Below are 26,905 nucleotides of genomic sequence, written 5' to 3' on the forward strand. Positions count from 1 at the left end.
TGTTGACCAGACATCGTGCACTCATAGCTGCTCAGACAGCTACGAGTGCACGATGCATCAATTCCCGAGGCCGAGTCGCAAAAGACAATGAGCCGGATTTTGAGGTTAGTCGTCGGGTCCTTCCAGGTCTCCAGCGCGAGGGTTCGGTCCCTGGGGGTTAGGTCCTGGACCCGATGCTGGCAGGCCAAGCGATAGCTTCACTTCAGAGTTGTCGACGGAGTGGAGACCGTCGCGGTCATACGTCCATGCATCAAAATAGTTGACAGGCGGCACAAGCGGGACATCGAAGTCGTCCAGCACCGACATGAGCTTGGGGACCTCTTCAGGCTTGAAGCTGTAGTGCAGCCCGCCAAACAGGTCGAAGCCGCCGCGTGCACCGAGGTGATGCGGCATCAAGTACCTCGGACGGTACGCAGGCACGATGACTCGGGCCTGAGTAACAATTCTGGACTCGGGACCGGGCTGCCAGATTTCGAATGTTTGAAGATCCGCCGCGCGCATGGCTTTACCGAGGTTGCTGAGGGGCGCCCCGCGATTTTCCCCCTCGACAAGGTGCTCCTTTGTGAGTTCGGAGCCTCCGGCGCCACTATCCGAAACGTAAAGGGTAAGGATCTTACCGGGGGTCTGCACCTTGAAGATGAAGCCGAAGGTCTCGATACCACCGTCGGCAGGGCTCTTCTCTCCGACGCGGACGCTGTGAACCCATTTCACGACGTGCATCTCAACGTGAGGGCTTAGCTGAAACTTCTCTCCTCCCTTGACGGGTTGGAGCTGTGAGGCTGGAATTCCATACGCGGCCGCCTCCGCACAGGCGTTGGCCGATGCTATTAGCGTCGCTCCGGTCTGTTTTACCCACTCCGGTGTATCAACCGAGTGATCTCCATGCAGGTGTCCTAGCAGGACGTACTGGATCGTCCCCCTTTTTTCCAACCCTTCGCGTACTTTTTGGACGACTGCGGGGTTCGGTTCGGCGGCCGGGAAGCCTACTGCGCCGTCCAGGAGGATCCCTAGCTCACCAATTTGATAGTGCCAGTTGCTAATGCCAAACCAAGTCATGCGGACTTCTTTTGGGACTCCCGGCCGGGCGGTGGCGGCATTTGCGGCGGTGGCTTGTGATACCGAGGCTGCAACAGCTGCTGCGGAAATTCCGGCGAGTGCGGTACGCCGATTTATGTCTTTCATGAGACCCCTTTGTCATATGGGGCATCTGTCGCCCCGTTATGCAAAGCCTTCCAAGGGTGAGCGGCGGCAGCAATCATGCGTAAGTTAAATCCATTTAGTACGTAAAGTTCACAGGGAGATATGAACCCATTTGTAGCCCAGTCGCTGCAGTTGGAAGTCCGGGCCGCCAAGCAGACAGCGCTACGGGTGAACCGTGAAAAACTCGAACCTGTGGCCTGCCAACACCGGCGGTTCGGCGTGGACGGCGTCGCTAGCACGGATAGTTCCCCACTTGGGTGAGCCGGCGGTCGTTAGTCGTATCAGCTTTTCTTCGACTGCCTTATGGACAAGCCGATGCGGTCCGGAAGGGCCCGGGCGCCCAGGACTACCTCGACACCATCGGCCGCGCTGCGGCAAAGTCAGCCCAAAAGGTAGGGTCTTCTACGGTTGATCTTTGTCCAATTCGAAGCTGCGAAGTGTTCCGACAAGCTCCTGAAGGCCTGTATCTCGTCAGGCGTCACCAGGGAGGTTGCGCCGGCTGACAGTCTGGCTGCCTCTCAAACACGTGCAGTTGGTCAGCGAACGCGCGGGACCCATCGGACGATGGGCCCCGCATGCTTTGGTCTCTTGTTACGTGGTTGTAAGTTCCGCTGCCACATCCAGGTTTTCCCGGGCGGGTTCCGCAATGCGTTGCCGGCTCTGACGACGGGCCATTGCGGTCGCGAGCAGGCCGAGCGCAATGTTGACCAGCATGAACCCGATGGCGGCGACGACCTGGGCCTGCAGCAGTGAGCGGCTGTAGTAGGTGCCGATGACGGTGGCGCTTCGCAGGAGCTCGATGTACCCGCCGAGCACATAGGCAAGTGCGGTGCCTTTGAAGAGGATTACCATTTGGCTGACCAGAGCCGGGCTCATGGAACGGAGGGCCTGGGGCAGGAGGACCAGCTGCATGGTCCTGAACCCGGAGAAGCCGAGGGCTTCGGCCGCTTCGGTCTGCCCATACGGGATGGCGCGGATCCCTGAGCGGAGGAGATCTCCCACGACTGCGCTGCTGAACAGGGTCAGGGCGATGACCAGGAACCAAAAATCGGAGAGCTTCAGTCCGTAGGTCGGCAGGACCAGTGACGTGAAGTAGAGGAGGAGGAGCAGCGGGACGCTGGCAAAGACGTCGGTGAAGATCCGGCACGTTATGCGGACCGGAGCCTTCCGTGACAGCAACCCGAAGGCGAGCAAGGTGCCGAAGATCAGTGACAGGGCCATGCCGACGGCGGCTGCCCTGAGGTTGTTCAGTAGCCCTTGGCCAAGGAGCGCCCACAGCCCTGGCTGGGTGAAGGGTTTCCAGGCTGCGGGGCTGAACTCCCCGTGTTCCTCAAGCAGGGCATAGGCCCCGTAGAGGCCCAGGGCAAGCAGGGCGATGCAGAGGACTTCGATCAGTGTGTGGCGCCGGCGGGCCCGGGGGCCGGGAGCGTCGAACAGTACTTTTGTACTCATCGGCTGAACGCCGCCTTTCGATCCAAAGTGCTGACCAGGCGGCCGACGAGGAGGCCTATCAGCAGGTAGCTGACAGCTGCGCCGCCGAAGATGAGAAAGGGTTGGGCCTCGTCCACGGCTGCCTTGTTAGTGGCGAATGTTAGGTCCGCGACGCCCACCAGTGCGGCGACCGAGGTGTTCTTGATCATGGTGATCAGGACGTTGCCCAACGGCTGGACCACGGTCCCGAAGGCCTGGGGCAGGATCACGTGTTGCATGGCAGGGCGTGGACCGAACCCGAGGGCACGCAGGGCTTCCAGTTCGCCCGTGGATACCGTGTTCAGCCCGGACCGGAGTGTTTCACTGACAAACGGTGCCGTATAGATCACGAGCACAATGCCGGCGGAGGCGAAGAGGGAGTACTGGATGCCAAGAAGCGGCAGCCCGAAGACAAACAGGACCATCTGGACCGGCAACGGGATGTTCCGGAAAACCGTCACGTAGGCCGCTGCTGCAGCGTTGAGGGTGCGGATGGGGCTGACGCGCATGGCCGTCAGGACCGTTCCCAGGACCAGGGCTCCCGCCCAGCCCAGGACGGTGAGCTCAAGGGTGATCAGGACTCCACTGCTGAAGTCTGCGATGTAACCGGAGAAAAACGACATGTCAGACCTCAGAGGGTGATGTGCGGCGGTGTGACATCAGAAGGTTTGGCAACGCCAATGGTGTTGTCATAGGCCTTCTTCCACTCACCGTTGTCTTCGATTTTCTTGAGGAAGCCGTCCAGGTAGTCGTGCCAGGCCGTGTCGTCCTTGGCGGACCCGATGGCGTATTCCTCGCTTGCCATGTAGTCGCCGACGAGTTTGAAGTCGCCCTTGTTCTGGTCCATCAGGCCCAGGAGCAGCGATTCGTTGGTGACGACTGCGTCAACACGCTTCTGCTTAAGGGCCTGGGCGCACTCGCTGTAAGTGCCGAACAGGGTCAGTTTTGCCTGCGGCGCCAAAGTGGGCAGAAGCTGGGCTGCCCGGGCTCCCGTCGTGGTGCAGACCGGTTTGCCGTTGAGGTCGTCCTTGTTCGAAATTGACGAGTCATCGTTGCGAACCATGGTTGAAACGCCGCTTTCCAGGTACGGGCCTTCAAAAGCCACGGCCTTTTTCCGCTCATCGGTCACGGCGTAGGACGCGAGGATCGCGTCGACCTTGCCCTGCTGGAGGAATGCCTCGCGGTTGGCTGTCACCGCCTCGACGTATTCGACGTTGTCCTCGCTGCCGGTGAGGTCTTTGGCGAGGAGCTTGGCCAGTTCGATGTCCAGGCCTTCCATGTCACCGGTCACCGGGTTCTTCACCCCGAACATGGGCTGATCGAACTTGACGCCGACGACGATCTTTCCGCGCTGCTGGATCTTGGCCATGGTGGTTCCGGCCGGAAAACTCTGAACTGGGGTGCTGGCCGCCGGAGCGGTGGGGCTGCCGCAACCGGTGGCGCCCAAGGCCAGGGCAGCCGTGATGGCGAGAGGGGCGATGATTCGGATCTTTTTCATGATTGTCCTTTGATTGTTTGCGTGGGGCGTCGATGCCTTGGCTTTGCTGGTGGTTGTTAGTGAACCGAGGAGAGAAAGCTGCGTGCCCGTTCGCTGGCGGGCGCGGAAAAGAAGGACTCAGGGTCAGCGGACTCGATGATTGCGCCGTCTGCCATGAAGATGATCCTGTCCGCGCATGACCTGGCGAAGGACATCTCGTGGGTGACGACAAGCATGGTAGTGCCGCCTTCGGCCAGTTGGCGCATGGTGGCCAGCACGTCCTGTGTGGATTCGGGGTCCAGGGCTGATGTCGGCTCATCGAAGAGGATGACTTTCGGGTCCATGGCCAGTGCCCTTGCGATGGCGGCACGCTGGGACTGGCCGCCGGAGAGCTGTGCCGGGTAGGAGTCGGCTTTGGAGCCGATGCCCACCATGTTCAGCAGCTCGCGGGCCCGGCGTTCAGCATCGGCTTTGCTCTGACCGAGAATCTTCCGTGGGGCGAGGGTGATGTTGTCCATGATGGTGCGGTTGGAAAACAGGTTGAACGACTGGAAAACCATGCCGACCTCGGTCCGGAACTTGAACAGTTCCTTCCCTTCGGCGGGCTGCGGGGCGCCGTCGACGAGAATCTGGCCGCTGTCGATGGTTTCGAGTCGATTGATCGTGCGGCACATGGTGGATTTGCCTGATCCGGAGGGGCCAAGGACGACGACGACCTCCCCGCGTTTGACCCGCAGGTTGATATTCCGCAGGGCATGCAGGGCGCCGAAGTGCTTTTCGACGGCACGGAGTTCAACAACAATGTCGCTCTCCGCTGGCTGGGGCACGGTGTTTTCGGGCATGGGGTATTTCCTGTCGTTTGTTGCGATGGTGTTAGCTTCCTGAGCGGAAGTTTGTCGAATAAGAGCGGTACTGGAGCGGTCAGTGAAGACCGAGCTCGGTGAGGGTGCCGGCCACCCTGCTTTCCTGCTGCCGAAGGAAGGTTTCAAACTCCGCCCCGGTGCTGAAGGAGTCTTTCCAGCCGTTGTCCAGGAGGGCCTGTTTCCACTCGGGCGAATTGTGAAGCCGGGTCAGCGCTTCGATGAGCCTGTTGCGGTCCCCGTCCGACAGCCCGGGTGGAGCCATGAGCCCGCGCCAGTTGGTGAATGCCAGGTCGATTCCGGCTTCGCGCAGGGTTGGCGCCTGGACGCCGTTTTGCCGTTCCTGCCCTGATACAGCCAGAACCCGCAGCTGGCCTGAGGTGATTTGTTCCTCGTACTCGGCTATGCCGGAGGTCCCGAAGGTGATTTTGTTGCCGAGCAAGGCTGGCAGCAGTTCCCCGCCGCCGGAGTAGGAGCGGTAGCTAACGGCGGCTGTCTTGATGCCGGCGGCGCGCGCCAGTTCCATGGGAAACAGGTGGTCCGGTCCCCCGACGGCTGAGCCTCCCCCGACCGTGATGGAGGCAGGGTCGGCTTTCCACGCCGCCACCAAATCCCCCACCGTCTGGTACGGGGAGTTCGCCGGGACGAGAATACCTTCGGGTTCTTCGAGCAGCTTCGCCACGGGGGTGGCGTCGGAGACCTTGAGCCTGGAGCCGTTGGCGTAATTGGATCCAACCACCCCAAGGCCCATCATCATCACAAGGCCGCGGTTTCCGGTCTCGTTCATCAGCCGCGCCATGGCAACGCTGCCGCCCTCGCCCGGGACGTTGAAGATCTCCATATGCCCGGCAATGCCTGCATCCTCCATGACGCGGGCTGCGATTCGTGCAGTGATGTCATAACCGCCGCCGGGGCTGTTGGGGACCATCATCCGGGTGGGGTTCACCAGGGTCGCCTCTGGGGTGGAAGTCCCGCACGCGGCCAGGGCAAGGAGGCTGGCAAGGGCGATGACGCGCACAGCCTTCCGCAGTGCCATCATGGTTCTCACCTCCTTGCCTTGTGCGCCCAGGCCCCCTTGTGCCGTGGCTACTATCAAAGCGTGACCCATGTCATGAGGTGCTGTCACTGTTAGCGAAGCAATGAAGGTTGTGGTCTTTGTGGTCGCATTAGCACCGGGACGCCGGCTGAGCCTATCCCGGCAGTTCCTGCTCCTCCAGCTCGGGGTGATCACCATAGTTTTGCTGGCTGTAACGATGGTGTCCGTCACCCAGTCACGGGCTGACTTCGTGGAGGTCCACGGACAGAGGATGCTGGCAATAGCCGAGAATCTCGCTTCCACGCCCGTCGTCAGGGACGATATTGCCGCCGCACAGGCCTCTGTCATCCTGGCCCCTGACGTGGACAAGGCCCGCGCCCTCTCCGGGGCTTCGGTCGTCGCCATTACCAACCCCGGAGGGGCCGTTCTGGCCTCCTCCGAGCCGGAAGCTGTCGGAGACGAGGTGGACCTGGCGGCGGAGAAGAGCCCGCTGGGGCGCTCCTGGACCGGCAACCTCGCCTTATGGGGACGGCAAACCATCGCAGCGCGCGTCCCGGTCCTGAAGTCGGATGGGACAGTCCTGGGTCTTGCTGTGGTCGCCGAAGATTACCCAGCGTTTGGCAGCGCCTTGGCCGCAGCGGTGCCCGACTTGATGTTCTTCCTGGGTATGGGCGCCGCACTGGGCCTGGCAGGCTCCTGGCTGCTGTCACGCCTGATCCGTCGGCGAACCAGGGGGTTGGAACCCGAGGAAATCGCCGAATTGGCCGACAACCGTGAAGCGCTGCTCTACAGCATCCGTGAAGGCGTCATTGGTATCGGGCCTGACGGAAGAATCACCCTGCTCAACCAACCAGCCATCGAACTGCTCGGACTCGCAGGAGATTCCGTCGGCAAACGCACCCAGGAACTGCCACTCGAGAAAAACGTACGGGACCTGCTGCTGGGCACCACAGATGCAGAAGAGACCATGGCGGTCAGCGGCTCCCGGCTGCTGGTCCTGAACCGGAGGACCGTCGGCAGCCGCGGCAAACCAATCGGAACCGTAACAACGCTCCGGGACCGGACAGAGCTGGCCGAACTTCAAAGCCAGCTCGCGGCGAACCAAAGCATCACCGAAACCCTCCGGGCCCAAACCCATGAGTTCTACAACCAGCTGCACACCGTCTCAGGCATGCTGCAACTGGGCGACTTCGCCGAGGTCAAGTCCTTCATCCGGGCATTGACCCGGCGACGCGCCGAGATCAACGGGGAGATCGCCAGTCGCATCGGTGATTCATCGGTAGCTGCGCTGCTTGTGGCTAAAATAAGCCTCGCTGAAGAATCTGGTATCGACCTCCGGCTCGACAAGGAATCGCAGCTTGGCCCGCTGGAGCCATCCCTGGCAGCCGACGCCATCACCGTGCTCGGAAACTTCATTGACAATGCTGTCGACGCAATCGCCGGCCTGGAGGAGGCCACCGTACTCGTACACATCAGCGACAAGAATTCAATGCTCACCATTAAAGTCAGCGATCCGGGCCCAGGAGTACCCGAGGACCTTGAACAGCGGATCTTCACCCGCGGCTTCAGCACTAAGCCCGCACCTGCAGCCGGACGCGGGGTCGGTCTCGCGCTGGTTCGCCTCGTCTGCTCAAAAAGAAAAGGATCAGTAACAGTGCGCAACGACCATGGTGCCGTCTTCGAGGCAACCCTCCCCTACGCTACAGCCCGCCGATGATCAGCGTCCTCATCGTCGAAGATGATTTCCGGGTAGCGGGAATCCACTCCCGATTCGTGAACCAGACCGATGGCTTCCACGCGATAGGCACTGTCCACAACGGGAAATCCGCGCGCGAAGCAGTCCAAAAACTGCGCCCTGACCTCATCCTCCTGGATGTTCACCTTCCCGACGCGAACGGCTTGGACCTCCTCCGGGAATGGCGCACACAGCGCGTCCCGGTCGGTGTCATCATCATCACCGCAGCAACCGAAGCACACAGCGTCCGCGATGCCCTCGAAGGGGGCGCGGTCCACTACATCATCAAGCCGTTCGAATACGAAGACCTGGTGGCCCAGCTCCAACGCTTCCGGGACCAAGTCAAAGCACTAAGCCACGCCGCGGCGGCCGGGCAGGAAGACATCAATAAGATCTTCGGATACTCGGCCGCTCCACTCACGGAGACGCTGCCCGTGCTTCCCAAAGGCCTCAGCGCAGAGACCGCGGCGCTCGTGGCAGAATTGCTCGGGTCCGGCAAAGAAACGTCCGCCTCTGACTGCGCTGACGCTCTCGGAATATCCCGGGTCAGCGTGAGGCGGTACCTCGAGTACTTCGCCGACACCGGACGTGCAACCGTACGTCTTGAATACGGCCGGGCAGGACGCCCCGAACGCAAATACCGGCGAAGATAAAGACACGTTGCGCGCACGACTGGCGCCAAACCTTCCTGTTCTGGAACTCCCTTGGCAGGCTACGCCTTGGGACTAAGAGGGCAGTTGGCTGGATTCGCGTGCGATGGCTTCCACGAGCGCGCCGTCGGGCGCGCGCAGGTTCGTGTCGTATCCGAGAATGCTCGCGATACGCGCGGCTATGCCCTCCGCCTCGGTAGTGAGGTCGAAGCGGACGCTGCTCAGTGACGGGTTGGTCAGTGCTGCCACCAGAGTGTCGTCTCCGCCGATCACGCCTAGGTCGTGCGGGACCCGAATGCTCAACTTAGCTGCTGCGCTGAGGATACCAAGCCCGGCGAGGTCATTCCAGGCGGCCACCCCCAGCGGCTCAGGTGACGTGGCAACCCAGCCGCTCAAAGCTGAGATGATGCTTTCAAGGTTCTGATCCGCCACGGTGATGAGCGCATCAGGGATACCGCGCGCGCGGCAGATCTCATCGAACGCGGCGACGCGGGCATCAACGAACTTCCGGCCACGAGGTTCATCCATCGCCATGTATGCCAGACGCCTGTACCCCTGGTTCAGGAGATGGTCTACCTGTGCGGCGACAATCGCGGCCTGACCAATGGTCGTCGTGTGCGGGCTTCCAGGGTAGTCGAGGATCCCCGTGTGCACTTCCGGCACCCCCGCGGACTGCAATGCCCTCGCATCATCCTCAGACAATGGATCGAAGGTGACGACGCACGCCGCAGAGATGCGGGCAAGAACCGTATTGAGCGAGCCCTGCCATTGGGCTCCTTCGTAGCGCAGACATACCAGGCCGTGCTGGCCGACGAGTTGTCCGACGTGCCCCAGGAGAAGCTCAAGTTGACCGGTCACTTCCCAATCGGGCAATAACAGCAGCACGACGTCACCGCGTCCGTTGCGCAGCGCCCTGGCGGCAGGTGAACCGACGTACCCGATCCGGCGGGCAACATCGAGCACACGGCGACGGGTCGTATCACTGACCCTCACATCCCGACGGCCGTTGAGGACGTAACTGACAGTCGCCCGTGAAACACCGGCTTCCCTGGCAACGTCTTCAGTCCTTACCGGTCCGTCTGTCACAGATCTTCCTCCCCAATGCTTGACGCGAGTAACCATACACCCTTATGGTCTTCATCACGTGCTTTACACGATTAATCAAGGAGGATTCATGTCGTTAGCCCCTGTGTCACCCTCTGGCCAGTCAGCGGGTGCTGAACCCACGGGCGCATATCGCCACCCGTGGCGGGTCGCGATCATCGCCGGCCTCGCGTCGTTTGTGGACGGCGGGGCACTGACCGTCAACGGCATAGCGTTGGTGATCTACCAGCAGACCATCGGCCTGACACCGACCGACGTTGGCATGCTGACAGCGGTCGTGACAGTTGCCCTGGCAGTTGGTGCGCTGGTCGGTGGTCGGCTCGGTGATATCTATGGCCGGCGCAAGGTCTTCATCATCACCATGGCAATGATCGTGATCGGAAGCCTCGCCCCGACCTTCGCGACTGACTTCTGGATTCTTTTCGCGGGACTGGCTCTGCTCGGCTTCGGTGTCGGCGCGGACCTGCCGGTGTCACTGGCAACGGTAGCGGAAGCGGCGACCGACAAGAACCGCGGCGCTATGCTCGTCTTCTCTCAGGTCATGTGGGTCGCCGCGGCGTTCATTGTCGTTATCGTCACCACCGCGACAGGAGGGATGGGGCGGCTGAGCGGCCAGATCCTCTACGGTCTGATCGTCGTCGTCGCCCTTATCGGCTTGCTCCTGCGACTGACGGTCCCTGAATCTCCCATGTGGTTGCAGTCCCGGGAGGAACGCCGCCTTGGCGTCCACACCATCCGTGCTGACAAGGCGCGCATGCGGGATCTGCTCCAGCCTCCGTTCCGTCGGCCTTTCGTTGTGCTGATGGTCTTCTACGCTCTCGTCACGTGCGCAAGCACCATCACGAACGCATTCTCTACCTATGTCGCCGCGAACGTGGCAGGCATCCCAGTGGAGGAATTCGTCCCCTACTCCCTGGCGCTGTTCCCGATCGGCCTCATCGCCCTGGGCGTGTACATGAAGTTCGCCGGCGGTCGGTTGAGGATGCCGTTGTTCCTCATCGGTGGAGCAGTGTTCGTGGCAGGGTTAATGATCCCGGTCGTCTTCGGGTTCAGCCTGGTCACTCTTTTGGGTGCTTGGTTCATTGCCTCCATCGGCCAGACCTCCGCAGGGGAGCCCATCGCACGCATGTGGGCGAATGAATCATTCCCCACGATGTTGCGTTCGACGGGCCAAGGTTTCGTTTTCACCTTCGGGCGTGTGATGGCCGCGATCACTTCCGCGATCATCCCTGCCCTGATCGTGCTCTCCCCATCAATGGTCTACATAGCATCAGCAGGCGCTGCCCTGCTCGGCGTCCTCGTTGGATGGATAGGTTTCCGCGGCGGACGCATCACCAATGAGTTCGACCACGAGCAGGAACCCACGGCCGTAACCAATGGTGAACCCATCACCACCTAAGCGACGCCTACACCATGCATTACCCAACCCGCGCATCCGACGGCGGATGCCGCCGTCGGATGCCACAAATCATCATCTGCCACTTCCTTGACACACCGGAGTATCAGCATGCCTCTTGATCCCGTCCTCGCCAACCTGCTAACACAGGTGCCCCCTCCCGTCGTGATCGATGATCCGGCCGCTCATCGCGAGACCGAGCAGACTATCGTCAACGCCCTCGCAGCCCAGCTTGCCGAACCCTACCCGGAAGTTGCCGACCGGAAGCTGGTCCAGATACCCGTCGAGGGCGGGAGCATAGAGCTGCTGATCTACACCCCCGCCTCCCCTGGCCCGCACACCGGCTACGTCAATCTCTTCGGCGGCGGCTTCCGGGGCGGCTCCATCCATTACGACTACATCGACGGAACATGCCGGGAACGGTGCGTCGGGGCTGACGCCGTTGTCATCTCAGTCGGCTACCGCCTGGCACCCGAACACAAGTTCCCCACCGCCGTCCACGACGCCTACGCAGCACTGCTCTGGGTTACAGAACACGCAGAGGAACTGGGCATAGACTCCAACCGAATCGTCATCGGAGGGCAATCCGCGGGCGGAAACATCGCCGCCGCCACCACGCTCATGGCACGCGACAAATCCGGGCCCCCCATCGCCCTGCAGCTACTGGAAATCCCGGCCCTTGACCTTACCTGGAAAACAATGCTCCACGAATACGACAAGGGATACCTCCTCGAAGCAGCCGAGGCCGACGTAGTAACCCGCGACCTCTTCGCTGATCCAAAGGACGCAGAGAACCCCTATGCATCCCCCCTCCTGGCCGAGGACCTGTCGGGACTACCCCGAGCGTTGATACTTACCTCAGAGTTCGATCTAACACGCGGCAGCGCAGAACTATACGCAGGACGACTCGAAGAAGCAGGCGTTCCCGTCAGCTACATAATGGCTGCAGGACAGATCCATTCCAGCGCCATGATGACCCAGGTCCTCGATGCCGCCCGGACCTGGCGAGCCAACGCTATCGCCGGGATCAGCAGCGTCTCTGAATAAACCGCTCCCAACTCAACGACCCAAGATTAACGAGAACAAGTATGAGCACCATCACCGTCGCCAACGGAACGACCCTGAACTACGACACCTTCGGTCCCTCCGCCGGGTCTCCACTGGTCCTCATCGAGGGACTCACCGCCCAGATGATCAAGTGGCGGCCCGAACTCTGCCAGCTCTTCGTCGACGCCGGTTTCCACGTCATCCGGTTCGACAACCGTGATGTTGGACTGTCGCAGAAATTCGACGGGCAGGAATACTCGATCACCGACATGGCAGAGGACACCGCAGGGCTCATCCGAGCGCTCGGCATCGCACCGGCAAACATCGTCGGCCAATCAATGGGCGGCATGATCGCCCAAGAACTGGCCATCGCCCACCCAGAACTCGTGGCGTCCCTAGCGCTCATCTACACCACAGCATCTGCGAAGTGGCTCCTCCCGCAAGCGGCTGACCGCGAAATCCTGAAGGATCAATCAAGCTTTACGCGTGAAGAAGCAATCCTCGAATTCCTGGCCGGCGAACAGGCTTGCCGCTCACGTGACTATGCTCAGGACGTGAACTGGCTACGCCGACTCGCTGCAGAAGCCTATGATCGCGACCCTGTGAAAAGCGGCAACGCCCGGCAAGCGAAAGCGGTCTTCACCGCCCCCGACCGTGTCGAAAAAGTCCAGGCTATCTCTGCGCCCGCCGTCATTCTTACCGGGGACGCAGATTTGCTAATCGACCACAAAGCATCGGACGAACTCCACAACCTGATCGACAACTCGTATCAGCGGGTCTTTCCCGGCATGGGCCACGAAATTCCCAAACCTCTCTGGCCGGACTTCGTCAGCGAGATCACCAACAACGCGAGCCGAGCAACAGCAGCATCGGCCGCGTAGACTCCCAAACCACTCCATCCACAGTCAATGGCACGACCACGCCGTGCCGCTCTTCACCCAGCACCTTGTGTAAACAGACTCAACAGGCCTGAAGAATCCAACTCACGAGCCATCGTCTGGTTAAGACACAAACTGACGTCCAGGCACCCGGCCGGGCAAGTTTCGCCTGTCAGCAGAGCCCTGATCTTGTTCGCAGAAACCTGCAGAGCCGAAAGAAAGTGACTAGACGGCCCTCGCCACGCACGACGTCTATCAAGTCCCCGTTGGGACTGCCCCTGGTTTTGTTGACTCCTTGGCCTAGCGAGCTTGTGCTCGTAGAAGGATGTTGACCATGCCCACGCCTTATCGGGCGGAGTTCCGCCAGTAATTGATGTGGCCCGCAAGGGCGAGGCACCACTGACGCAGATCGGGAAGGACATCGGACTTTCTGTCACCACACTCAAGCGCTGGATTGCCATCGCTGAACGTAAAGATTCCAGGGCCGACCCGCCTGCGGCAGAGGCGGCAGAGATGCGGGAGCTGAAGAAGCGGAACCGCCTTTTAGAGCAGGTGAACGAGACCCAAAATGATCTACCCGCTGGTCACGGATCTTGCCGCCGACGGTGTTCCCGTGGCAGTGACCTGCAGGGTGTTGGGATTCAGCAAGCAAGGCTATTACCGATGGAAGACCAGCCCGGTAACGGAACGAGACTGGCTCGATGCACACCTGGTCAACGCCGCCCTGGACATCCCCGCAGAGGATCCGGCATTCGGGTACCGGTTCATCGCCGACGAACTCCCGGAGAAAGGCATCCTGGCGGGCGAGAACAGGGTCCAGCGCTTATGCAGGGACCACGGTAGCGAACGAAAGCACCATTTGCAGGGGATTATCGACCGACCATTGCTCTAGAGTCCTCTGCACAACTCCTATAACCATGGGAGCTTCTGTGCAGTCAGCTTCTGAAAATGACAGGATTGAAACCTCTTGCCTGCTAGCTACTTAGCAGACGACACGTGAGCTCCGTCCAATGCGCTGGCCGTAGGAGGCCATTGAGTGGGGGTGCACTGGTACACGCGAGTAAAGGCTCGAACAAAGGTCGACGTGTCGCGGAATCCGCACGCAATCGCGATGGATCCCACGCCCTGCCGGGTTTCGTGCCGTGCAGCAAGGAGGGCCGTGGCGCGTTCCATGCGGCGCCGGCGCACGTAAACTCCCGGCGTTTCCCCAATCGCTGCGAACAGTTCGTGGAGTTTACGGACGGAGACATTCTGCGCTGTGGCCAGCCGCTCCACCGTGAGGTCCGGGTCGGCGAGATGTTGCCTGATGTATTCCCTTGCCGATTCGAGCAATGTCTCGTCATCGCTCTGCGAGCCCTGATGGAGTCCGGCGAAGGAGCGCAGGGCGAGCGAGAGCAAGTCTGCGCTGATGTGCCCCAGCTCCACGCGGGCGCGCTGGTCCATATGTCCGCGGCCTGCTACCAGACCGGCGGCGTACCCAGTGAAAGCGGCCATGCCCGGGACGGATTGATCGATTATCCGCCCGCACAGGTCAGTTATGAGCCGGTCCTTTAATCCCAGAAGCCGACGCGGAACGCGAAGCACGATGAGGTCTTGGCCCGACTGCGGCTGGTCCAGCAGATAGGGATGGTTTGTCTCGTAAAGAGCTGCGGTGCCGGGGACAAGGACAGCAGTGCGCCCATGCTGCTGGACAGCCCCGGTCGATTGCATTTGCAGCGACATGAGAATGTCATCACCATCATTGCGTCGGGCAAGACGTGCCGGGCGCTCCACCAGAAGAGGCCCCGACTGGACCCTCGCTAGAGATACCCCTCCGGACAGCGAAACGGACTCAAGATGCGCCACGAAACCTGGTCCGGGGGCTGTGCACAGCAGCGGTACGAACGCGCGGCTCGCGGCATGCTGCCACGCAAAAACGTCAGTTACCGTGACGTCCGTCATTCGTCCCTCCGACTTCCTTGACGAGCACCTGTCAGGAGAGGTCTGAACCTGCAGGAATGGTAGATAGGCATGCAGAAATTGCCAATGGTTTTAAGTGATCCGGATCATAAATTTGGAAGCACCATTCAAGCATAACGAGGAGTATTGATGAGCGATAAGGTGCGGGTAGCAGCCGTTCAGGCCGAACCTGTTTGGCTGGACATTGACGGGACGACGGAAAAGACCGTCCACTTGATTGCCGAAGCCGCAGCTGGCGGAGCCGATCTGGTCGCGTTCCCGGAGACATGGATTCCCGGCTACCCGGTTTTCCTCTGGTCCTACCCTGTGTACGAACAGATGCAGTTCGTCGCCCGCTACCACGCCAACTCACCCAGAATCGACGGCCCGCAGATCGCCAAGATCCGCGAAGCCGCCAAGCAATACTCCATCACCGTTGTCGTGGGCTTCAGCGAGAAAGACGGCGGCTCACTGTACATGTCCCAGGCAGTGATCGGACCCGATGGGGAAATCATCCAGCACCGCCGGAAGCTCAAGCCCACCCACGCAGAGCGGACACTGTTCGGCGAAGGCGACGGCAGCAGCATCAAAGTCCTCGACACATCGTTGGGCCGGGTTGGGGCGTTACAGTGCTTCGAACACCTCCAGCCGCTGACAAAATATGCCATGTACGCGCAGAACGAACAGATCCACGTCGCCGGATGGCCCTGCCTCGGAATCCTGGGCAATGTGCCGGCGCTCAGCCCCGAATCCATCATGGCCTGCTCCCAGACATACGCCCTCGAAGGCAGCGCCTTCGTGATCACCGCCACGCAAATCATGTCCGATGACGGAGCCCTAAAGTTCCCAACAGCAGACGGAGGACCCACGCCCGTCTACACAGGCGGCGGTGGTTACGCCCGAGTGTACGGTCCGCACTCCGGCCTCATCACAGAGCCTCTGGACCCCACCGAGGAAGGCATCGTCTACGCTGACCTCGACCTGGCGGACATCGACCTTGCCAAGAACACCGTCGACCCCGCAGGCCACTACGCCCGCGCCGACGTCACGCGGCTAATCTTCGACGACACGCCCCGCACCCCGGTCATCCGTCGCAGCACCATGCCGAAGGCGCCTACACAGACCCAGTCGTCGTTTGAGGCTGACCTTCAGTGGGACGAAGCTTCAGAAGCAGAGGCTTCCGCGCATGTGTGATCCACGGCCCCTGTAAGGCACCGCTGAGCCGTCGCCTCCGCTGACGGAACAAGCAGAACTCCGAAACAGATAAGACAGGAAAACCAGCGCCCGGCCGTACTCCCAGACTTAAGGTTGCGGACATGGCCGGGCGCGGCTGTCTCGAAACCTCAGTGTCTTAAATCCCTAGCGTTTCGATGCAAAGAGGCGGCAGGCGAGACCTGGACTGACTGCCTCTTGCACCCGCGGAGGGCATCCGAAGACGACGTGTTGGGGGCCCAACTGACATCGGGCTCAAGTTGACTCGGCCTTCGATAAAGAAGACGTAAGTGTGGACACTGTCCACACCCTCTTTGGCAGGACAAACCTCGGGGCGAGACTCTTGTCGGCGCGTCGTAAGACCGACTCCGGGGGCGCTCTTTGGCGCGAATTCCGAAGTCATGTCGTCCCCGCTTCCCCAACACATGAATAGGTGCAGGTCACCCCCAGGTAACTCGAAAGAACCGGAACGAGGGAATCATATAGCGCACTTCAGCAGGCGGAATTCCCACCAGCCAGGGACTTGAACCCGCCACCAACATACCTGAACAGGCCACCGCGGCGGCCAGGCCACAGCCCGCGCACCAAGCGTCAGAGGGACGCCACCACAAGTCATGTCAACACGTTAAAGCAAAAAGCCCCTCTGACGAGGGGTTATGCGTGCCCGAGGTGGGACTCGAACCCACACACCTTTCGATACCGCATTTTGAGTGCGGCGCGTCTGCCAATTCCGCCACTCGGGCGCGGAATACGAGGAGCGATAGTACGCCCACAGCTGACTGCGAGCAACGCGATCGCTTCACGTACGCGGAATTACTCTACATGCAGATAGGCTGAATTCCAGAATCGCGCCGCCGTCGCCGCAAACGAACCCCTGCAAGCCAAGTACAGCCGCGGTGGCACCTAAGATAGTGATGTCCCGCCGTACCTTTTCAAGGAGATCCCGTGACTGAACAGACGGAGTCCAAGCCCACGTCCCAGCCGGCGCGCCGCGTCATTGTGGCAGAGGATGAAACCCTCATCCGCCTCGACATCATCGAGATCCTGCGCGGCGAAGGCTACGACGTCGTGGGCGAGGCGGACAACGGCGAGAAGGCCGTCCAGCTCGCCGAGGAACTCAAGCCGGACCTGGTCCTCATGGACGTCAAGATGCCCGTCATGGACGGCATCTCCGCTGCGGAGAAAATCGTCAAGGCCCGCATCGCCCCCGTGGTGCTGCTGACCGCCTTCAGCCAGAAGGAACTGGTGGAGCGCGCCCGCGACGCCGGCGCCATGGCGTACGTGGTCAAGCCGTTCACGCCCGCTGACCTCATCCCGGCACTGGAGATCGCCCTCTCCCGCCACGAGGAAATCAAGGCCCTCGAAAGCGAAGTTTCAGACCTGCAGGAGCAGTTCGCCACCCGCAAGCTCGTGGAACGCGCCAAGAGCCTCCTGACCACGAAGATGGGCCTGACGGAACCGGAAGCCTTCCGCTGGATCCAGAAGACCTCCATGGACCGCCGCCTCAGCATGCGCGAGGTCGCCGAGACCATCATCAACCAGGTCAATTAGCAAGGCTGGCCGGGCCCGGAGAAATTACGACGACGGCCCGGCACCAAAGTAGCGCCGTCACCAAAGACAACAGAAAAGGACCCCCGCCGAAAGTGAACTGCTCCCCGGAAGTTGGACTGAGAAATTCAGTTCCGACTTCCGGGGAGCAGTTTTATGCATGCACGTAGTTCGTTGTCTGAGATTCAGCGTGAGGCCGCTGTAGCGTGGTTTGAGAAGGGCATCGCGGATAGTGCAGCGGCGACGTTGCTGGGGGTGTCCCGCCCGCCGGTAAGGGTTCTCTATCGGCGGTGGAAGATCCATGGTCGAGGAGCGCTGGTGGCCAAGCCGACGAAACAGGTGTACTCGTTCGAATTCAAGCTCGCGCTGGTTGAACGGTTTATCGCCGGTGAGTCTGCCCCGGATCTCGCGGCGGAGGTTGGTTTGTCCTCGCCCACGCTACTGAAGACGTGGGCCCGGGCGTATCGCCGCGAGGGCCCAGACGCGTTACGTCCCAAGCCCAAGGGCAGGCCTAAGGCACCCGGTGCCCCGCAGCCGGCCGAGGTATCGGAACTGGAGCGGTTGCGGCGGGAGAACGAACGGTTGCGGGCGGAAGTGGCTTACCTGGGAAAATTGCGGGCCTTGAGGGCGCAGGAACGACGGTGAAGGTCCAAGCCCTCATCGCTCTCAAGGCTGACTTCCCGCTTCCGGTCCTGCTGCAGGCAGCAGCTCTTGCCAGGTCCACGTTCTTCTATCATCAGGCACGCATCCAAGGCCCTGATCCGCAGGAGGCCATCAAGGCCGCTGTCAGGGAAATTTTCGAGAAGAACCATGGCCGGTACGGGCACCGGCGGGTCCACACCGAGATGCTCAAGCAGGGGTGGACGGCCGCGAAAAAGACCGTGCTGAAGCTCATGCGGTCCCTGAACCTGGTGTGCAAGGTCCGGCGGAAGAAGCGTTACAACTCCTACCAGGGCGGGCAGGGCAGGGTTGCCCCGAACGTGTTGAACCGGGAGTTCGAGGCGGATGCCCCGAACCGAAAGTGGGTAACGGACGTGACGGAGTTCAGCGTCGGCGACCGTAAGCTCTATCTCTCGCCGGTCATGGATCTTTTCGACCGGCAGATCATCTCCTACTCGATCAGCCCGTCCCCGAATCTGGAGCTCACCAATAATTCGCTACGCCAGGCCCTTGCCGGCCTTGAGGATAACCAGCAGCCACTCGTGCATTCCGACCAGGGCTTCCAGTACCAGCACGTCTCATGGCGAAAACTCTTACAGGAAGCCGGCGCGAGCCAGTCCATGTCACGCAAGGGCAACTGCTACGACAACGCCGTGATGGAAAACTTCTTCGGCCACCTCAAGGAAGAGCTCTTCCATCACGTGCGATACCTCAGCACCGACGCCTTGACAGCGGCACTGCACGAATACATCCGCTGGTACAACACCCAAAGAATCTCGACAAAGCTCAAGGGCCTGAGCCCGGTGCAATACCGGACCCAGGCCCTTGCGGCTTAGGCTCTTATTTGGCCAGTCCAACTTCCGGGGACCAGTTCAAAGGCAGGGGTCCTTTTCTGTCTGAAGACTAGGCTTCTGCGGCCTGGTTCTTCTTCTTCTTTTCCGGCCAGGGGCCGAGCTTTTCGCGGTTGCTGCCGATCTCCCCACCGCGGGTGGAATCGGCGAGGTCGCCCACCTTGTGCACCTTCAGCGAGTTGGTGGAGCCGGCCTTTCCGGGAGGCGACCCGGCGGCGATGACCACCAGGTCACCGTCCTGCACCAGGCCCATCTCTTCGAGGCTGCGGTCAACCTGTGCTGTCATGGCGTCCGTGTGGTCCACCATCTGCACCAGCACCGGCTGGATGCCCCAGGTGAGGGCCATCTGGTTCCAGACCTGCTCCACCGGGGTGAAGGCGAAGACGGGCTTGATGGGCCGCAGGCGGGACAGGCGGCGGGCTGAGTCACCGGACTGCGTGAACGCACAGATGTACTTGGCGTCCAGCTGGTCGGCGATTTCGACGGCGGCACGGGTGATGGCGCCGCCACGGGTCCGGGGCTTGGTTCCCAGCGGGGGGACGCGCTCCAGGCCGTGGACCTCGGTGGACTCGATGATCCGGGCCATGGTCTTGACCGTCTCAATGGGGTACTTGCCCACGCTGGTTTCTCCGGAGAGCATGACGGCGTCGGCACCGTCGAGCACGGCGTTGGCGCAGTCGGAAGCCTCTGCACGGGTCGGGCGCGGGTTGTCGATCATGGATTCGAGCACCTGGGTAGCCACGATGACCGGCTTGGCCCAGCGGCGTGCCAGTTCCACGGCGCGCTTCTGGACGATCGGCACTTCCTCCAGCGGCAGTTCCACGCCGAGGTCGCCACGGGCCACCATGATGGCGTCGAACGCGTCGATGATCTCGGGCAGCTGGTCCACGGCCTGCGGCTTTTCGATCTTGGCGATGACCGGCACGCGGCGGCCTTCCTCATCCATGATCTCGTGCACGCGGGTGATGTCGGAGGCGTCCCGGACAAAGGAGAGCGCCACCAGGTCAACGCCGCGGCGGATGGCCCAGCGGAGGTCGTCCTCATCCTTTTCGCTCAGCGCCGGAACGTTCACGGCCACGCCCGGGAGGTTGATGCCCTTGTTGTTGGACACCATGCCGCCCACGGTCACCTCGGCAACCACCTTGACGTCGTCAACCTCAACGGCGCGCAACGCCACCTTGCCGTCGTCGATCAGCAGGGCATCGCCCACCTTGACGTCCTCGGTGAGGCTCTTCAGGGTGGTGGAGCAGATCTCCTGGGTACCGGGAACGTCCTCGGTGGTGATGGTGAAAATGTCACCGACGGCCAGCGCGTGCGGACCGTCCACGAAGCGGCCCAGGCGGATCTTGGGGCCCTGCAGGTCGGCCATGATGGCCACGGCCTTGCCGAGGTCGGACGCTGCCTTGCGGACGTTTTCGTAGGTGTTGTCATGCACGGTGTAGTCACCGTGGCTCATGTTCATGCGGGCGACGTCAACGCCGGCTTCCAGCACCGCGAGGGTGTTTTCGTAGCTGGCAATTGCCGGGCCGAACGTAGCCACAATTTTTGCGCGTCTCATATACCTACCCTATTGATCTTTTGCATTGGTTAAGTTGTCGGCGGGGTGAACCCTTGGTGCACCTCTAGAGGACGGCGATGGCCCGGTCCGTCGGCGCGACGGGCGCGGGAAGGATGGTGCTTCCCATCAGGTACTTGTCCACCGCGGCCGCGGCGGCGCGGCCCTCGGCGATGGCCCACACAATCAGGGACTGCCCGCGGCCGGCGTCACCGGCAACAAACACACCTTCGGTGTTGGTCATGTAGTAGCCGTCGCGGGCCACGTTGCCGCGGCCATCGAATTCGGCGTGTACCTGCTCGGTGATGCCGGCGGGTTCAGCGCCGGTGAAGCCGAGGGACAGGAACACCAGGTCCGCGGGAATGATCCGCTCGGTGCCGGCCTTCGGGAGGCGCTTGCCGTCGACGAACTCGGTCTCGGCCACCTTCACGCCGGTGAGCTTGCCGTTCTCGCCAACGAACTCGACGGTGGAGGCGAGGTAGGTGCGTTCGCCGCCTTCCTCGTGTGCGCTGGCCATCTCGAAGAGGGTGGGGAATGTCGGCCACGGCTGGTGGCTGGCACGCTCCGACGGCGGCTGCTTGCCGATCGCAAGCGTGGTCACCGAGGCGGCGCCATGCCGGTGCGCAGTGCCCAGGCAATCGGCACCGGTATCGCCGCCGCCCAGGATCACCACGTGCTTGCCGTGGGCGTTGATCTGGTTCTCGATGGTTTCCCCGGCCACCGCGCGGTTGGCGGGCACCAGGTAATCCATGGCGAAGTGGACGCCGTCCAGGTCACGGCCCGGGATGGGCAGGTCCCGCGGAACGGTGGCACCGGTGCACACCACGACGGCGTCGTAACGGCGGCGCAGCTGCTCCCAGGTCACGTCGGTGCCCACCGAGACGCCGGTCCGGAAGCGGGTGCCTTCGGCCTTCATCTGCTCGACGCGGCGGTCCACCTGCTCTTTTTCCATCTTGAAGTCGGGGATGCCGTAGCGCAGCAGGCCGCCGATCTTGTCGTCCCGTTCGTAGACGGCGACGGTGTGGCCCACGCGGGTGAGCTGCTGGGCGACGGCCAGGCCGGCGGGGCCGGAGCCGACCACGGCAACAGTCTTGCCGGTGAGGCGGGTGGGCGGCAGCGGGCTGACCCAGCCGTTGTCCCATGCCTCGTCGATGATCGAGACTTCCACCTGCTTGATGGTCACGGCAGGCTGGTTGATCCCCAGCACGCAGGACGCCTCGCAGGGCGCCGGGCAGAGCCGGCCGGTGAACTCGGGGAAGTTGTTCGTGGCGTGCAGCCGCTCGATAGCTTCCTCGCCCTTGTCCCGCCACATGAGGTCGTTCCACTCGGGAATGAGGTTCCCCAGGGGGCAGCCCTGGTGGCAGAACGGGATGCCGCAGTCCATGCAGCGCCCGGCCTGGGCCTTCAGCGTGCCCTTTTCCTGGGCCTCGTACACCTCTTTCCAGTCCATGATGCGCACGGGGACAGGACGGCGCGGCTGGGTTTCACGCTGGCGTACTTTCAGAAATCCGCGTGGATCAGCCACCGGTAACCTCCAGGATTCGAGACCATACTTCTTCGCCGTCGGGGTCAAGGCCCTCTTCGATGGCGTCGAGGCGGGTTTGCAGCACGGCCGCGTAGTCGCGCGGCAGCACCTTGGTGATGCGGGCAGCGGTGTCATCGAAGTTCTCGAGGAGGCGCGCCGCCAGCTGGGAGTCAGTTTCTTCCACGTGCTTGACCAGCAGGCCGTGGACAATGTCGCGGTCCTCTGCGTCCAGCTCGCGCAGCTGCAGCTCACCGGATTCCAGTGCCTGCTTGTTGACGCGGGTGGTCCGCAGGTCCAGGACGTACGCGGTTCCGCCGGACATGCCGGCGCCGAAGTTGCGCCCGGTGCGTCCAATGATCAGCGTCTGTCCGCCGGTCATGTACTCGCAGCCGTGGTCGCCAATGCCCTCAACGACGGCGGTGGCACCGGAGTTGCGGACCAGGAAGCGTTCGCCCACCTGGCCGCGCAGGAACAGCTCGCCGCTGGTGGCGCCGTAGCCGATCACGTTGCCGGCGATCACGTTGGTCTCCGCCTTGAACACGTTGGTGCGGTCCGGGCGCACGATGATCCGGCCGCCGGACAGGCCCTTGCCCACGTAGTCGTTCGAGTCGCCGAACAGCCGCAGGGTTATGCCCGCGGGCAGGAAGGCGCCCAGGGACTGGCCGGCGGTGCCGTTCAGCGTGACGTCGATGGTGTCCGTGGCCAGGACATCGGTACCAAAGGTCTTGGTGACGACGTGTCCCAGCATGGTGCCCACAGAACGGTCGGTGTTGATGACGTCCACGGTGATCTTCACCGGGCTGCGGTCCGTCAGCGCCTCGGTGGCCATGGTGATCAGGCGCTGGTCGAAGTGCTTGTCCAGCTCGTGGTTCTGGCCGGTCATGTTGCGCAGGGGCGCGTCGTCGTCGAACTCCAGGCCGTGCAGGATCGGGTCCAGGTCCAGCCCGTCGGCCTTCCAGTGGTTGATCGCTTCGCGGGTGTCCAGCACCTCGGCGTGGCCAATGGCCTCTTCGAGGCTTCGGAAACCGAGCTCGGCAAGGATCTCCCGGACTTCCTCAGCAAGGAATTCGAAGAAGTTCACCACGAACTCAGGCTTGCCGCTGAAGCGGGCACGCAGCTCCGGGTTCTGGGTGGCAACACCCACGGGGCAGGTGTCCAGGTGGCAGACGCGCATCATGATGCAGCCTTCCACCACCAGCGGGGCGGTGGCGAAGCCGAACTCCTCACCGCCCAGCAGGGCAGCGATGACAACGTCGCGGCCGGTCTTGAGCTGGCCGTCCACCTGCACCACCACGCGGTCGCGCAGGCCGTTGAGCATCAGCGTCTGCTGCGTCTCGGCGAGGCCCAGCTCCCACGGAACACCGGCGTGCTTGAGCGAGTTCAGCGGCGAGGCGCCGGTGCCGCCGTCATGTCCGGAGACAAGTACGACGTCGGCCTTCGCCTTGGTCACGCCGGACGCCACGGTGCCGATCCCGACTTCCGAGACCAGCTTTACGTGGACACGGGCCGAGGGGTTGGCGCGCTTGGCATCGTAGATGAGCTGCGCGAGGTCCTCGATGGAGTAGATGTCATGGTGCGGGGGCGGGGAGATGAGTCCGACGCCGGGGGTCGAGTGCCGGGTCCGGGCCACCCACGGGTAGACCTTCTGGGCCATCAGCTGGCCGCCTTCGCCGGGCTTGGCACCCTGCGCCATCTTGATCTGGATGTCGTCGGCGTTGGTCAGGTACAGGCTGGTCACGCCGAAACGGCCGGACGCGATCTGCTTGACCGCGGAGCGGCGCTTGGGATCCAGCAGGCGCTCAACGTCCTCGCCGCCTTCACCGGTGTTGGACTTGCCGCCCAGCTGGTTCATGGCGATGGCCAGCGTCTCGTGGGCCTCCTGTGAGATGGAGCCGTAGCTCATCGCGCCGGTGGAGAACCGCTTGACGATGCTGGAGACCGGCTCAACTTCCTCAAGGGGAACGGAGGGACGCTCGTTCTTGAACTTGAGGAGGCCGCGCAGGGTCATCAGGTTGGTGGACTGGTCGTCCACGCCCTTGGTGTACGCCTTGAAGATGTCGTAGCGGCGCTCACGCGTGGCGTGCTGCAGCCGGAAGACGGTCTCCGGGTTGAACAGGTGGGGTTCACCGTCCCGGCGCCACTGGTACTCGCCGCCGCCCAGCAGGGGCCGGTGCGGCTGCTCGATGCCGCCGTCCGGGTAGGCCATCTGGTGGCGTGCGGAAACCTCGGCCGCGATGACGTCCAGGCCCACGCCGCCCAGCTGGGAATGCGTACCGGCGAAGAACTCGTCCACCAGTTCCTGGCCCAGGCCCAGCGCCTCGAATGTCTGGGCGCCGGTGTAGGAGGCCACGGTGGAAATGCCCATCTTGGACATGATCTTCAGGACGCCCTTGCCCAGGCCCTTGATCAGGTTGTAGACGCCGTCCTGCGGGGTCACCCCGGTGACGTCGCCGGCGGCGATGAGCTGCTCCACGGATTCCATGGCCAGGTACGGGTTGACGGCGGAGGCGCCGTAGCCGATGAGCACGGCAACGTGGTGCGTTTCGCGGACGTCGCCGGCCTCGACCACGAGGGCAGTCTTGGTGCGGTTGGCGCTGCGCAGCAGGTGGTGGTGCACGGCGCTGACCAGCAGCAGCGACGGGATGGGCGCCCACTGGGCGTTGGAGTCACGGTCGGACAGCACCACGTACTGCACGCCCCGGTTGATGGCACCGGAAACCTGCTCGCAGATCTCAGTCAGCCGTGCACGCAGCGCGTTTTCGCCGCCTTCGGGGCGGTACAGGCCGCGGACCTTCATGGCCACGCGGTTGCCGTCGGCGTCCTCGATGTTGGCGATCTTGGCAAGCTGGTCGTTGTTGATCACCGGGAACGGCAGCTGGACCTGGGGCTGGCGGACCTGCTTGGTGTCCAGCAGGTTGCCGTTGGGTCCGATGGCACAGGTCAGCGAGGTGACCAGTTCTTCGCGGATGGCGTCCAGAGGCGGGTTGGTCACCTGCGCGAAGGACTGCACGAAGTAGTCGAACAGCAGGCGCGGGCGCTTGGACAGCACGGCCACGGGAGTATCGGAGCCCATTGCGCCCAGCGGCTCGGCGCCTGTGCGGGCCATGGGGCCCAGCAGGATCTTCAATTCCTCGGTGGTGTACCCGAAGGTGCGCTGGCGGATGTTGACGGAGGCAGCCGTGTGCACCACGTGCTCACGCTCGGGCAGGTCGTTGAGGTCGATCAGGTTGTCCTTGACCCACTCAGCCCACGGGTTGGCCGCGGCCACTTCGGCCTTGACCTCTTCGTCGTCGATGATGCGGCCGGCTTCGGTGTCCACCAGGAACATCTTGCCCGGGGACACGCGGCCCTTCTTGACCACCCTGGAGGGTTCGACGTCGATCACGCCCACCTCGGAGGCGAAGACGATCAGGCCGTCCTCGGTGATCCAGAAGCGGCCGGGGCGCAGGCCGTTGCGGTCCAGGGTTGCGCCGACCAGGTTGCCGTCGGTGAAGGAAACGGCGGCGGGGCCGTCCCACGGTTCCATGAGCAGCGAGTGGTACTCGTAGAAGGCGCGGCGGGCCGGATCCATGGTGGCGTGGTTCTCCCAGGCCTCCGGGATCATCATCATGATCGAGTGCGTAATGGGGCGGCCTGAGAGCCACAGCAGTTCCGCTACCTCGTCGAAGGACGCGGAGTCGGAGGCACCGGGGGTGCAGATGGGGTACAGCTCTTCCGGGGAATCACCCAGCAGCGGGTTGGCCAGCTGGGACTGGCGGGCGCGCATCCAGTTCCGGTTGCCCTTGACGGTATTGATTTCACCGTTGTGGGCGATGGTCCGGAACGGCTGTGCGAGCGGCCAGGACGGAAAGGTATTGGTGGAGAAGCGCGAGTGGACGATCGCGAGCTTGGTCTTGAACCGCTTGTCCGAAAGGTCCGGGTAGAACGGCTCCAGTTGGGCCGTGGTGAGCATGCCCTTGTAGACGATGGTCCGCGAGGACAGCGACGGGAAGTAGACGCCGAACTTGTTCTGGGCACGCTTGCGGATGCGCCAGGCGCGGGAGTCCAGCTCGTTGCGGTCCAGTTCCTCGCCGTTGGCCGATGCCAGGAAGGGCTGGGAGAAGTAGGGCATGCAGGCGCGGGCCATGGCTCCCACCAGGTCGGCGACAACAGGCACTTCACGCCAGCCAAGGACCTTCAGGCCCTCGTCGGCGGCCAGGCCCTCGATGCCGGCCTTGGCGGCGTTGGCTTCCCGCTGCTCGGCAGGCAGGAATGCAGTGCCGGCGACGTACTGGCCGGGGGCGGGCAGCTCGAACTCGGTGACGGCCCGGAAGAACTCGTCCGGAATCTGCATGAGCAGGCCTGCGCCGTCGCCGGTGCCTTCGTCTGCGCCCACGGCCCCGCGGTGTTCAAGGTTGCGCAGTGCGGTCAGTGCGGCGTCGACGATGTCGTATCCGGGCTCGCCGCGCAGGGTGGCAATAATGGCCAGTCCGCAGGCGTCCTTCTCCTGCTCCGGGTTGTACAGCCCGGCAGCCTCCGGCAAGGCTGCGAAGCGCTTGAACGGCGACAGTGCAGTCTCAGGCTGGTCCGGTTCGGACCAGCTGGGAGTGTTAAGAGTTTGGGTCATGGGAGACGTCCTTCCTCCTGATCGTGCGTATGGAAGGGACACCGTTGGCCCCACTCGTCGGCGCCGCTGCGGTGGGCACAACAAAGTGTTGATTACTGGAAATTGTAGGTCAGCGCCGCCTGCGGAACTAAAGGTTACGCAGGCCCCTGCCCAGGGC

General features: G+C 62.7%; 20 protein-coding genes, 1 tRNA gene and 1 pseudogene. 10 read left to right on the forward strand and 12 right to left on the reverse strand.

Annotated features, from left to right (window positions below):
* Nucleotides 1–105: 105 nt before the first annotated feature.
* From FBY30_RS18600 to FBY30_RS18625, 6 genes are all read right to left on the reverse strand, one after another.
* Nucleotides 106–1,056: an MBL fold metallo-hydrolase gene (locus FBY30_RS18600; RefSeq protein ID WP_142134104.1), complete on the reverse strand. Its 951-nt coding sequence runs from the start codon at nt 1,054–1,056 to the stop codon at nt 106–108.
* A gap of 735 nt (nt 1,057–1,791) precedes the next feature.
* The gene (locus FBY30_RS18605) at nt 1,792–2,652 is read right to left on the reverse strand and encodes an amino acid ABC transporter permease (RefSeq protein WP_142134106.1); all 861 of its coding nucleotides are present in this window, start codon (nt 2,650–2,652) and stop codon (nt 1,792–1,794) included.
* Nucleotides 2,649–3,293 carry an amino acid ABC transporter permease gene (locus tag FBY30_RS18610; protein WP_142134108.1) on the reverse strand — a complete coding sequence of 215 codons (645 nt, stop codon included), beginning with the start codon at nt 3,291–3,293 and terminating at the stop codon, nt 2,649–2,651. Before FBY30_RS18610 ends, FBY30_RS18605 begins: the two co-directional genes overlap by 4 nt.
* 8 nt (nt 3,294–3,301) lie before the next feature.
* A complete protein-coding gene (locus tag FBY30_RS18615; protein ID WP_142134110.1) occupies nt 3,302–4,168 on the reverse strand; it encodes a glutamate ABC transporter substrate-binding protein in 867 nt (288 codons plus the stop codon).
* A gap of 56 nt (nt 4,169–4,224) precedes the next feature.
* Nucleotides 4,225–4,989, reverse strand: a complete 765-nt coding sequence (locus FBY30_RS18620) for an amino acid ABC transporter ATP-binding protein (RefSeq protein ID WP_142134112.1) — start codon at nt 4,987–4,989, stop codon at nt 4,225–4,227.
* Between the two features lie 79 nt (nt 4,990–5,068).
* Nucleotides 5,069–6,043, reverse strand: a complete 975-nt coding sequence (locus FBY30_RS18625; RefSeq protein WP_200830781.1) for a tripartite tricarboxylate transporter substrate-binding protein — start codon at nt 6,041–6,043, stop codon at nt 5,069–5,071.
* A 121-nt stretch (nt 6,044–6,164) separates the two neighbouring features.
* On the opposite strand from FBY30_RS18625, the gene FBY30_RS18630 reads away from it, so the two are divergent.
* Together FBY30_RS18630 and FBY30_RS18635 are read left to right on the forward strand one after the other, a co-directional pair.
* A complete protein-coding gene (locus FBY30_RS18630; RefSeq protein WP_200830720.1) occupies nt 6,165–7,760 on the forward strand; it encodes a sensor histidine kinase in 1,596 nt (531 codons plus the stop codon).
* Entirely contained in the window at nt 7,757–8,431 is a 675-nt protein-coding gene (locus FBY30_RS18635; RefSeq protein ID WP_142134117.1) for a response regulator, read from the forward strand. The genes FBY30_RS18630 and FBY30_RS18635 overlap by 4 nt, the downstream gene beginning before the upstream one ends.
* Nucleotides 8,432–8,503: 72 nt before the next feature.
* On the opposite strand, the gene FBY30_RS18640 is transcribed toward FBY30_RS18635, so the two are convergent.
* The gene (locus tag FBY30_RS18640) at nt 8,504–9,550 is read right to left on the reverse strand and encodes a LacI family DNA-binding transcriptional regulator (protein ID WP_142134119.1); all 1,047 of its coding nucleotides are present in this window, start codon (nt 9,548–9,550) and stop codon (nt 8,504–8,506) included.
* A 52-nt stretch (nt 9,551–9,602) separates the two neighbouring features.
* Here FBY30_RS18640 and FBY30_RS18645 point away from each other — a divergent pair, with 52 nt between their 5' ends.
* From FBY30_RS18645 to FBY30_RS18660, 4 genes and pseudogenes are all read left to right on the forward strand, one after another.
* Nucleotides 9,603–10,931 carry an MFS transporter gene (locus FBY30_RS18645; RefSeq protein WP_142134121.1) on the forward strand — a complete coding sequence of 443 codons (1,329 nt, stop codon included), beginning with the start codon at nt 9,603–9,605 and terminating at the stop codon, nt 10,929–10,931.
* 108 nt (nt 10,932–11,039) lie between these two features.
* Complete coding sequence (locus tag FBY30_RS18650) at nt 11,040–11,975, forward strand: alpha/beta hydrolase (RefSeq protein ID WP_142134123.1); 936 nt, start codon at nt 11,040–11,042, stop codon at nt 11,973–11,975.
* A 41-nt stretch (nt 11,976–12,016) separates the two neighbouring features.
* Nucleotides 12,017–12,856, forward strand: coding sequence for an alpha/beta fold hydrolase (locus tag FBY30_RS18655; protein ID WP_142134125.1), 840 nt, complete (start codon nt 12,017–12,019; stop codon nt 12,854–12,856).
* Nucleotides 12,857–13,187: 331 nt separating this feature from the next.
* Nucleotides 13,188–13,694, forward strand: a pseudogene (locus FBY30_RS18660) (IS3 family transposase); the annotation flags it as partial.
* 137 nt (nt 13,695–13,831) lie between these two features.
* Here FBY30_RS18660 and FBY30_RS18665 read toward each other — a convergent pair.
* A complete protein-coding gene (locus FBY30_RS18665) occupies nt 13,832–14,794 on the reverse strand; it encodes an AraC family transcriptional regulator (RefSeq protein WP_142134127.1) in 963 nt (320 codons plus the stop codon).
* Between the two features lie 147 nt (nt 14,795–14,941).
* Between FBY30_RS18665 and FBY30_RS18670 the strand changes: the two genes are divergently transcribed.
* Complete coding sequence (locus FBY30_RS18670; RefSeq protein WP_142134128.1) at nt 14,942–15,985, forward strand: carbon-nitrogen hydrolase family protein; 1,044 nt, start codon at nt 14,942–14,944, stop codon at nt 15,983–15,985.
* A gap of 679 nt (nt 15,986–16,664) precedes the next feature.
* Here the strand turns inward: FBY30_RS18670 and FBY30_RS18675 are convergent.
* Nucleotides 16,665–16,746 (reverse strand) — tRNA-Leu (locus FBY30_RS18675).
* 202 nt (nt 16,747–16,948) lie between these two features.
* On the opposite strand from FBY30_RS18675, the gene FBY30_RS18680 reads away from it, so the two are divergent.
* The 3 genes from FBY30_RS18680 to FBY30_RS18685 all read left to right on the forward strand — a co-directional run bounded on the left by FBY30_RS18680 (nt 16,949) and on the right by FBY30_RS18685 (nt 19,047).
* Nucleotides 16,949–17,554 (forward strand): ANTAR domain-containing response regulator, encoded by a 606-nt coding sequence (locus tag FBY30_RS18680; RefSeq protein ID WP_009358190.1) that lies wholly within the window; start codon nt 16,949–16,951, stop codon nt 17,552–17,554.
* A 315-nt stretch (nt 17,555–17,869) separates the two neighbouring features.
* Nucleotides 17,870–18,196, forward strand: coding sequence for a helix-turn-helix domain-containing protein (locus tag FBY30_RS21085; RefSeq protein WP_235009504.1), 327 nt, complete (start codon nt 17,870–17,872; stop codon nt 18,194–18,196).
* Nucleotides 18,193–19,047, forward strand: coding sequence for an IS3 family transposase (locus FBY30_RS18685; protein ID WP_235009505.1), 855 nt, complete (start codon nt 18,193–18,195; stop codon nt 19,045–19,047). The genes FBY30_RS21085 and FBY30_RS18685 overlap by 4 nt, the downstream gene beginning before the upstream one ends.
* A 67-nt stretch (nt 19,048–19,114) precedes the next feature.
* Here the strand turns inward: FBY30_RS18685 and pyk are convergent, their stop codons facing one another.
* The 3 genes from pyk to gltB form a co-directional block, all read right to left on the reverse strand.
* Nucleotides 19,115–20,620 (reverse strand): pyruvate kinase, encoded by a 1,506-nt coding sequence (gene pyk, locus FBY30_RS18690; RefSeq protein ID WP_142134130.1) that lies wholly within the window; start codon nt 20,618–20,620, stop codon nt 19,115–19,117.
* Between the two features lie 64 nt (nt 20,621–20,684).
* Nucleotides 20,685–22,142 (reverse strand): glutamate synthase subunit beta, encoded by a 1,458-nt coding sequence (locus tag FBY30_RS18695; protein ID WP_142134132.1) that lies wholly within the window; start codon nt 22,140–22,142, stop codon nt 20,685–20,687.
* A complete protein-coding gene (gene gltB, locus FBY30_RS18700; protein WP_142134134.1) occupies nt 22,135–26,748 on the reverse strand; it encodes a glutamate synthase large subunit in 4,614 nt (1,537 codons plus the stop codon). The genes FBY30_RS18695 and gltB overlap by 8 nt, the downstream gene beginning before the upstream one ends.
* Nucleotides 26,749–26,905 lie beyond the last annotated feature (157 nt).

The organism is Arthrobacter sp. SLBN-83 (assembly GCF_006715285.1).
Classification (GTDB): Bacteria; Actinomycetota; Actinomycetes; order Actinomycetales; family Micrococcaceae; genus Arthrobacter.

What these genes read in the sequence shown, in the direction of transcription:
- FBY30_RS18600 (WP_142134104.1), bottom strand. Translation starts at nt 1,056, where the DNA reads ATGACTTGGTTTGGCATTAGCAACTGGCACTATCAAATTGGTGAGCTA.
- FBY30_RS18605 (WP_142134106.1), bottom strand. Translation starts at nt 2,652, where the DNA reads ATGAGTACAAAAGTACTGTTCGACGCTCCCGGCCCCCGGGCCCGCCGG.
- FBY30_RS18610 (WP_142134108.1), bottom strand. Translation starts at nt 3,293, where the DNA reads ATGTCGTTTTTCTCCGGTTACATCGCAGACTTCAGCAGTGGAGTCCTG.
- FBY30_RS18615 (WP_142134110.1), bottom strand. Translation starts at nt 4,168, where the DNA reads ATGAAAAAGATCCGAATCATCGCCCCTCTCGCCATCACGGCTGCCCTG.
- FBY30_RS18620 (WP_142134112.1), bottom strand. Translation starts at nt 4,989, where the DNA reads ATGCCCGAAAACACCGTGCCCCAGCCAGCGGAGAGCGACATTGTTGTT.
- FBY30_RS18625 (WP_200830781.1), bottom strand. Translation starts at nt 6,043, where the DNA reads ATGGCACTGCGGAAGGCTGTGCGCGTCATCGCCCTTGCCAGCCTCCTT.
- FBY30_RS18635 (WP_142134117.1), top strand. Translation starts at nt 7,757, where the DNA reads ATGATCAGCGTCCTCATCGTCGAAGATGATTTCCGGGTAGCGGGAATC.
- FBY30_RS18640 (WP_142134119.1), bottom strand. Translation starts at nt 9,550, where the DNA reads ATGGTTACTCGCGTCAAGCATTGGGGAGGAAGATCTGTGACAGACGGA.
- FBY30_RS18645 (WP_142134121.1), top strand. Translation starts at nt 9,603, where the DNA reads ATGTCGTTAGCCCCTGTGTCACCCTCTGGCCAGTCAGCGGGTGCTGAA.
- FBY30_RS18650 (WP_142134123.1), top strand. Translation starts at nt 11,040, where the DNA reads ATGCCTCTTGATCCCGTCCTCGCCAACCTGCTAACACAGGTGCCCCCT.
- FBY30_RS18655 (WP_142134125.1), top strand. Translation starts at nt 12,017, where the DNA reads ATGAGCACCATCACCGTCGCCAACGGAACGACCCTGAACTACGACACC.
- FBY30_RS18665 (WP_142134127.1), bottom strand. Translation starts at nt 14,794, where the DNA reads ATGACGGACGTCACGGTAACTGACGTTTTTGCGTGGCAGCATGCCGCG.
- FBY30_RS18670 (WP_142134128.1), top strand. Translation starts at nt 14,942, where the DNA reads ATGAGCGATAAGGTGCGGGTAGCAGCCGTTCAGGCCGAACCTGTTTGG.
- pyk (WP_142134130.1), bottom strand. Translation starts at nt 20,620, where the DNA reads ATGAGACGCGCAAAAATTGTGGCTACGTTCGGCCCGGCAATTGCCAGC.
- gltB (WP_142134134.1), bottom strand. Translation starts at nt 26,748, where the DNA reads ATGACCCAAACTCTTAACACTCCCAGCTGGTCCGAACCGGACCAGCCT.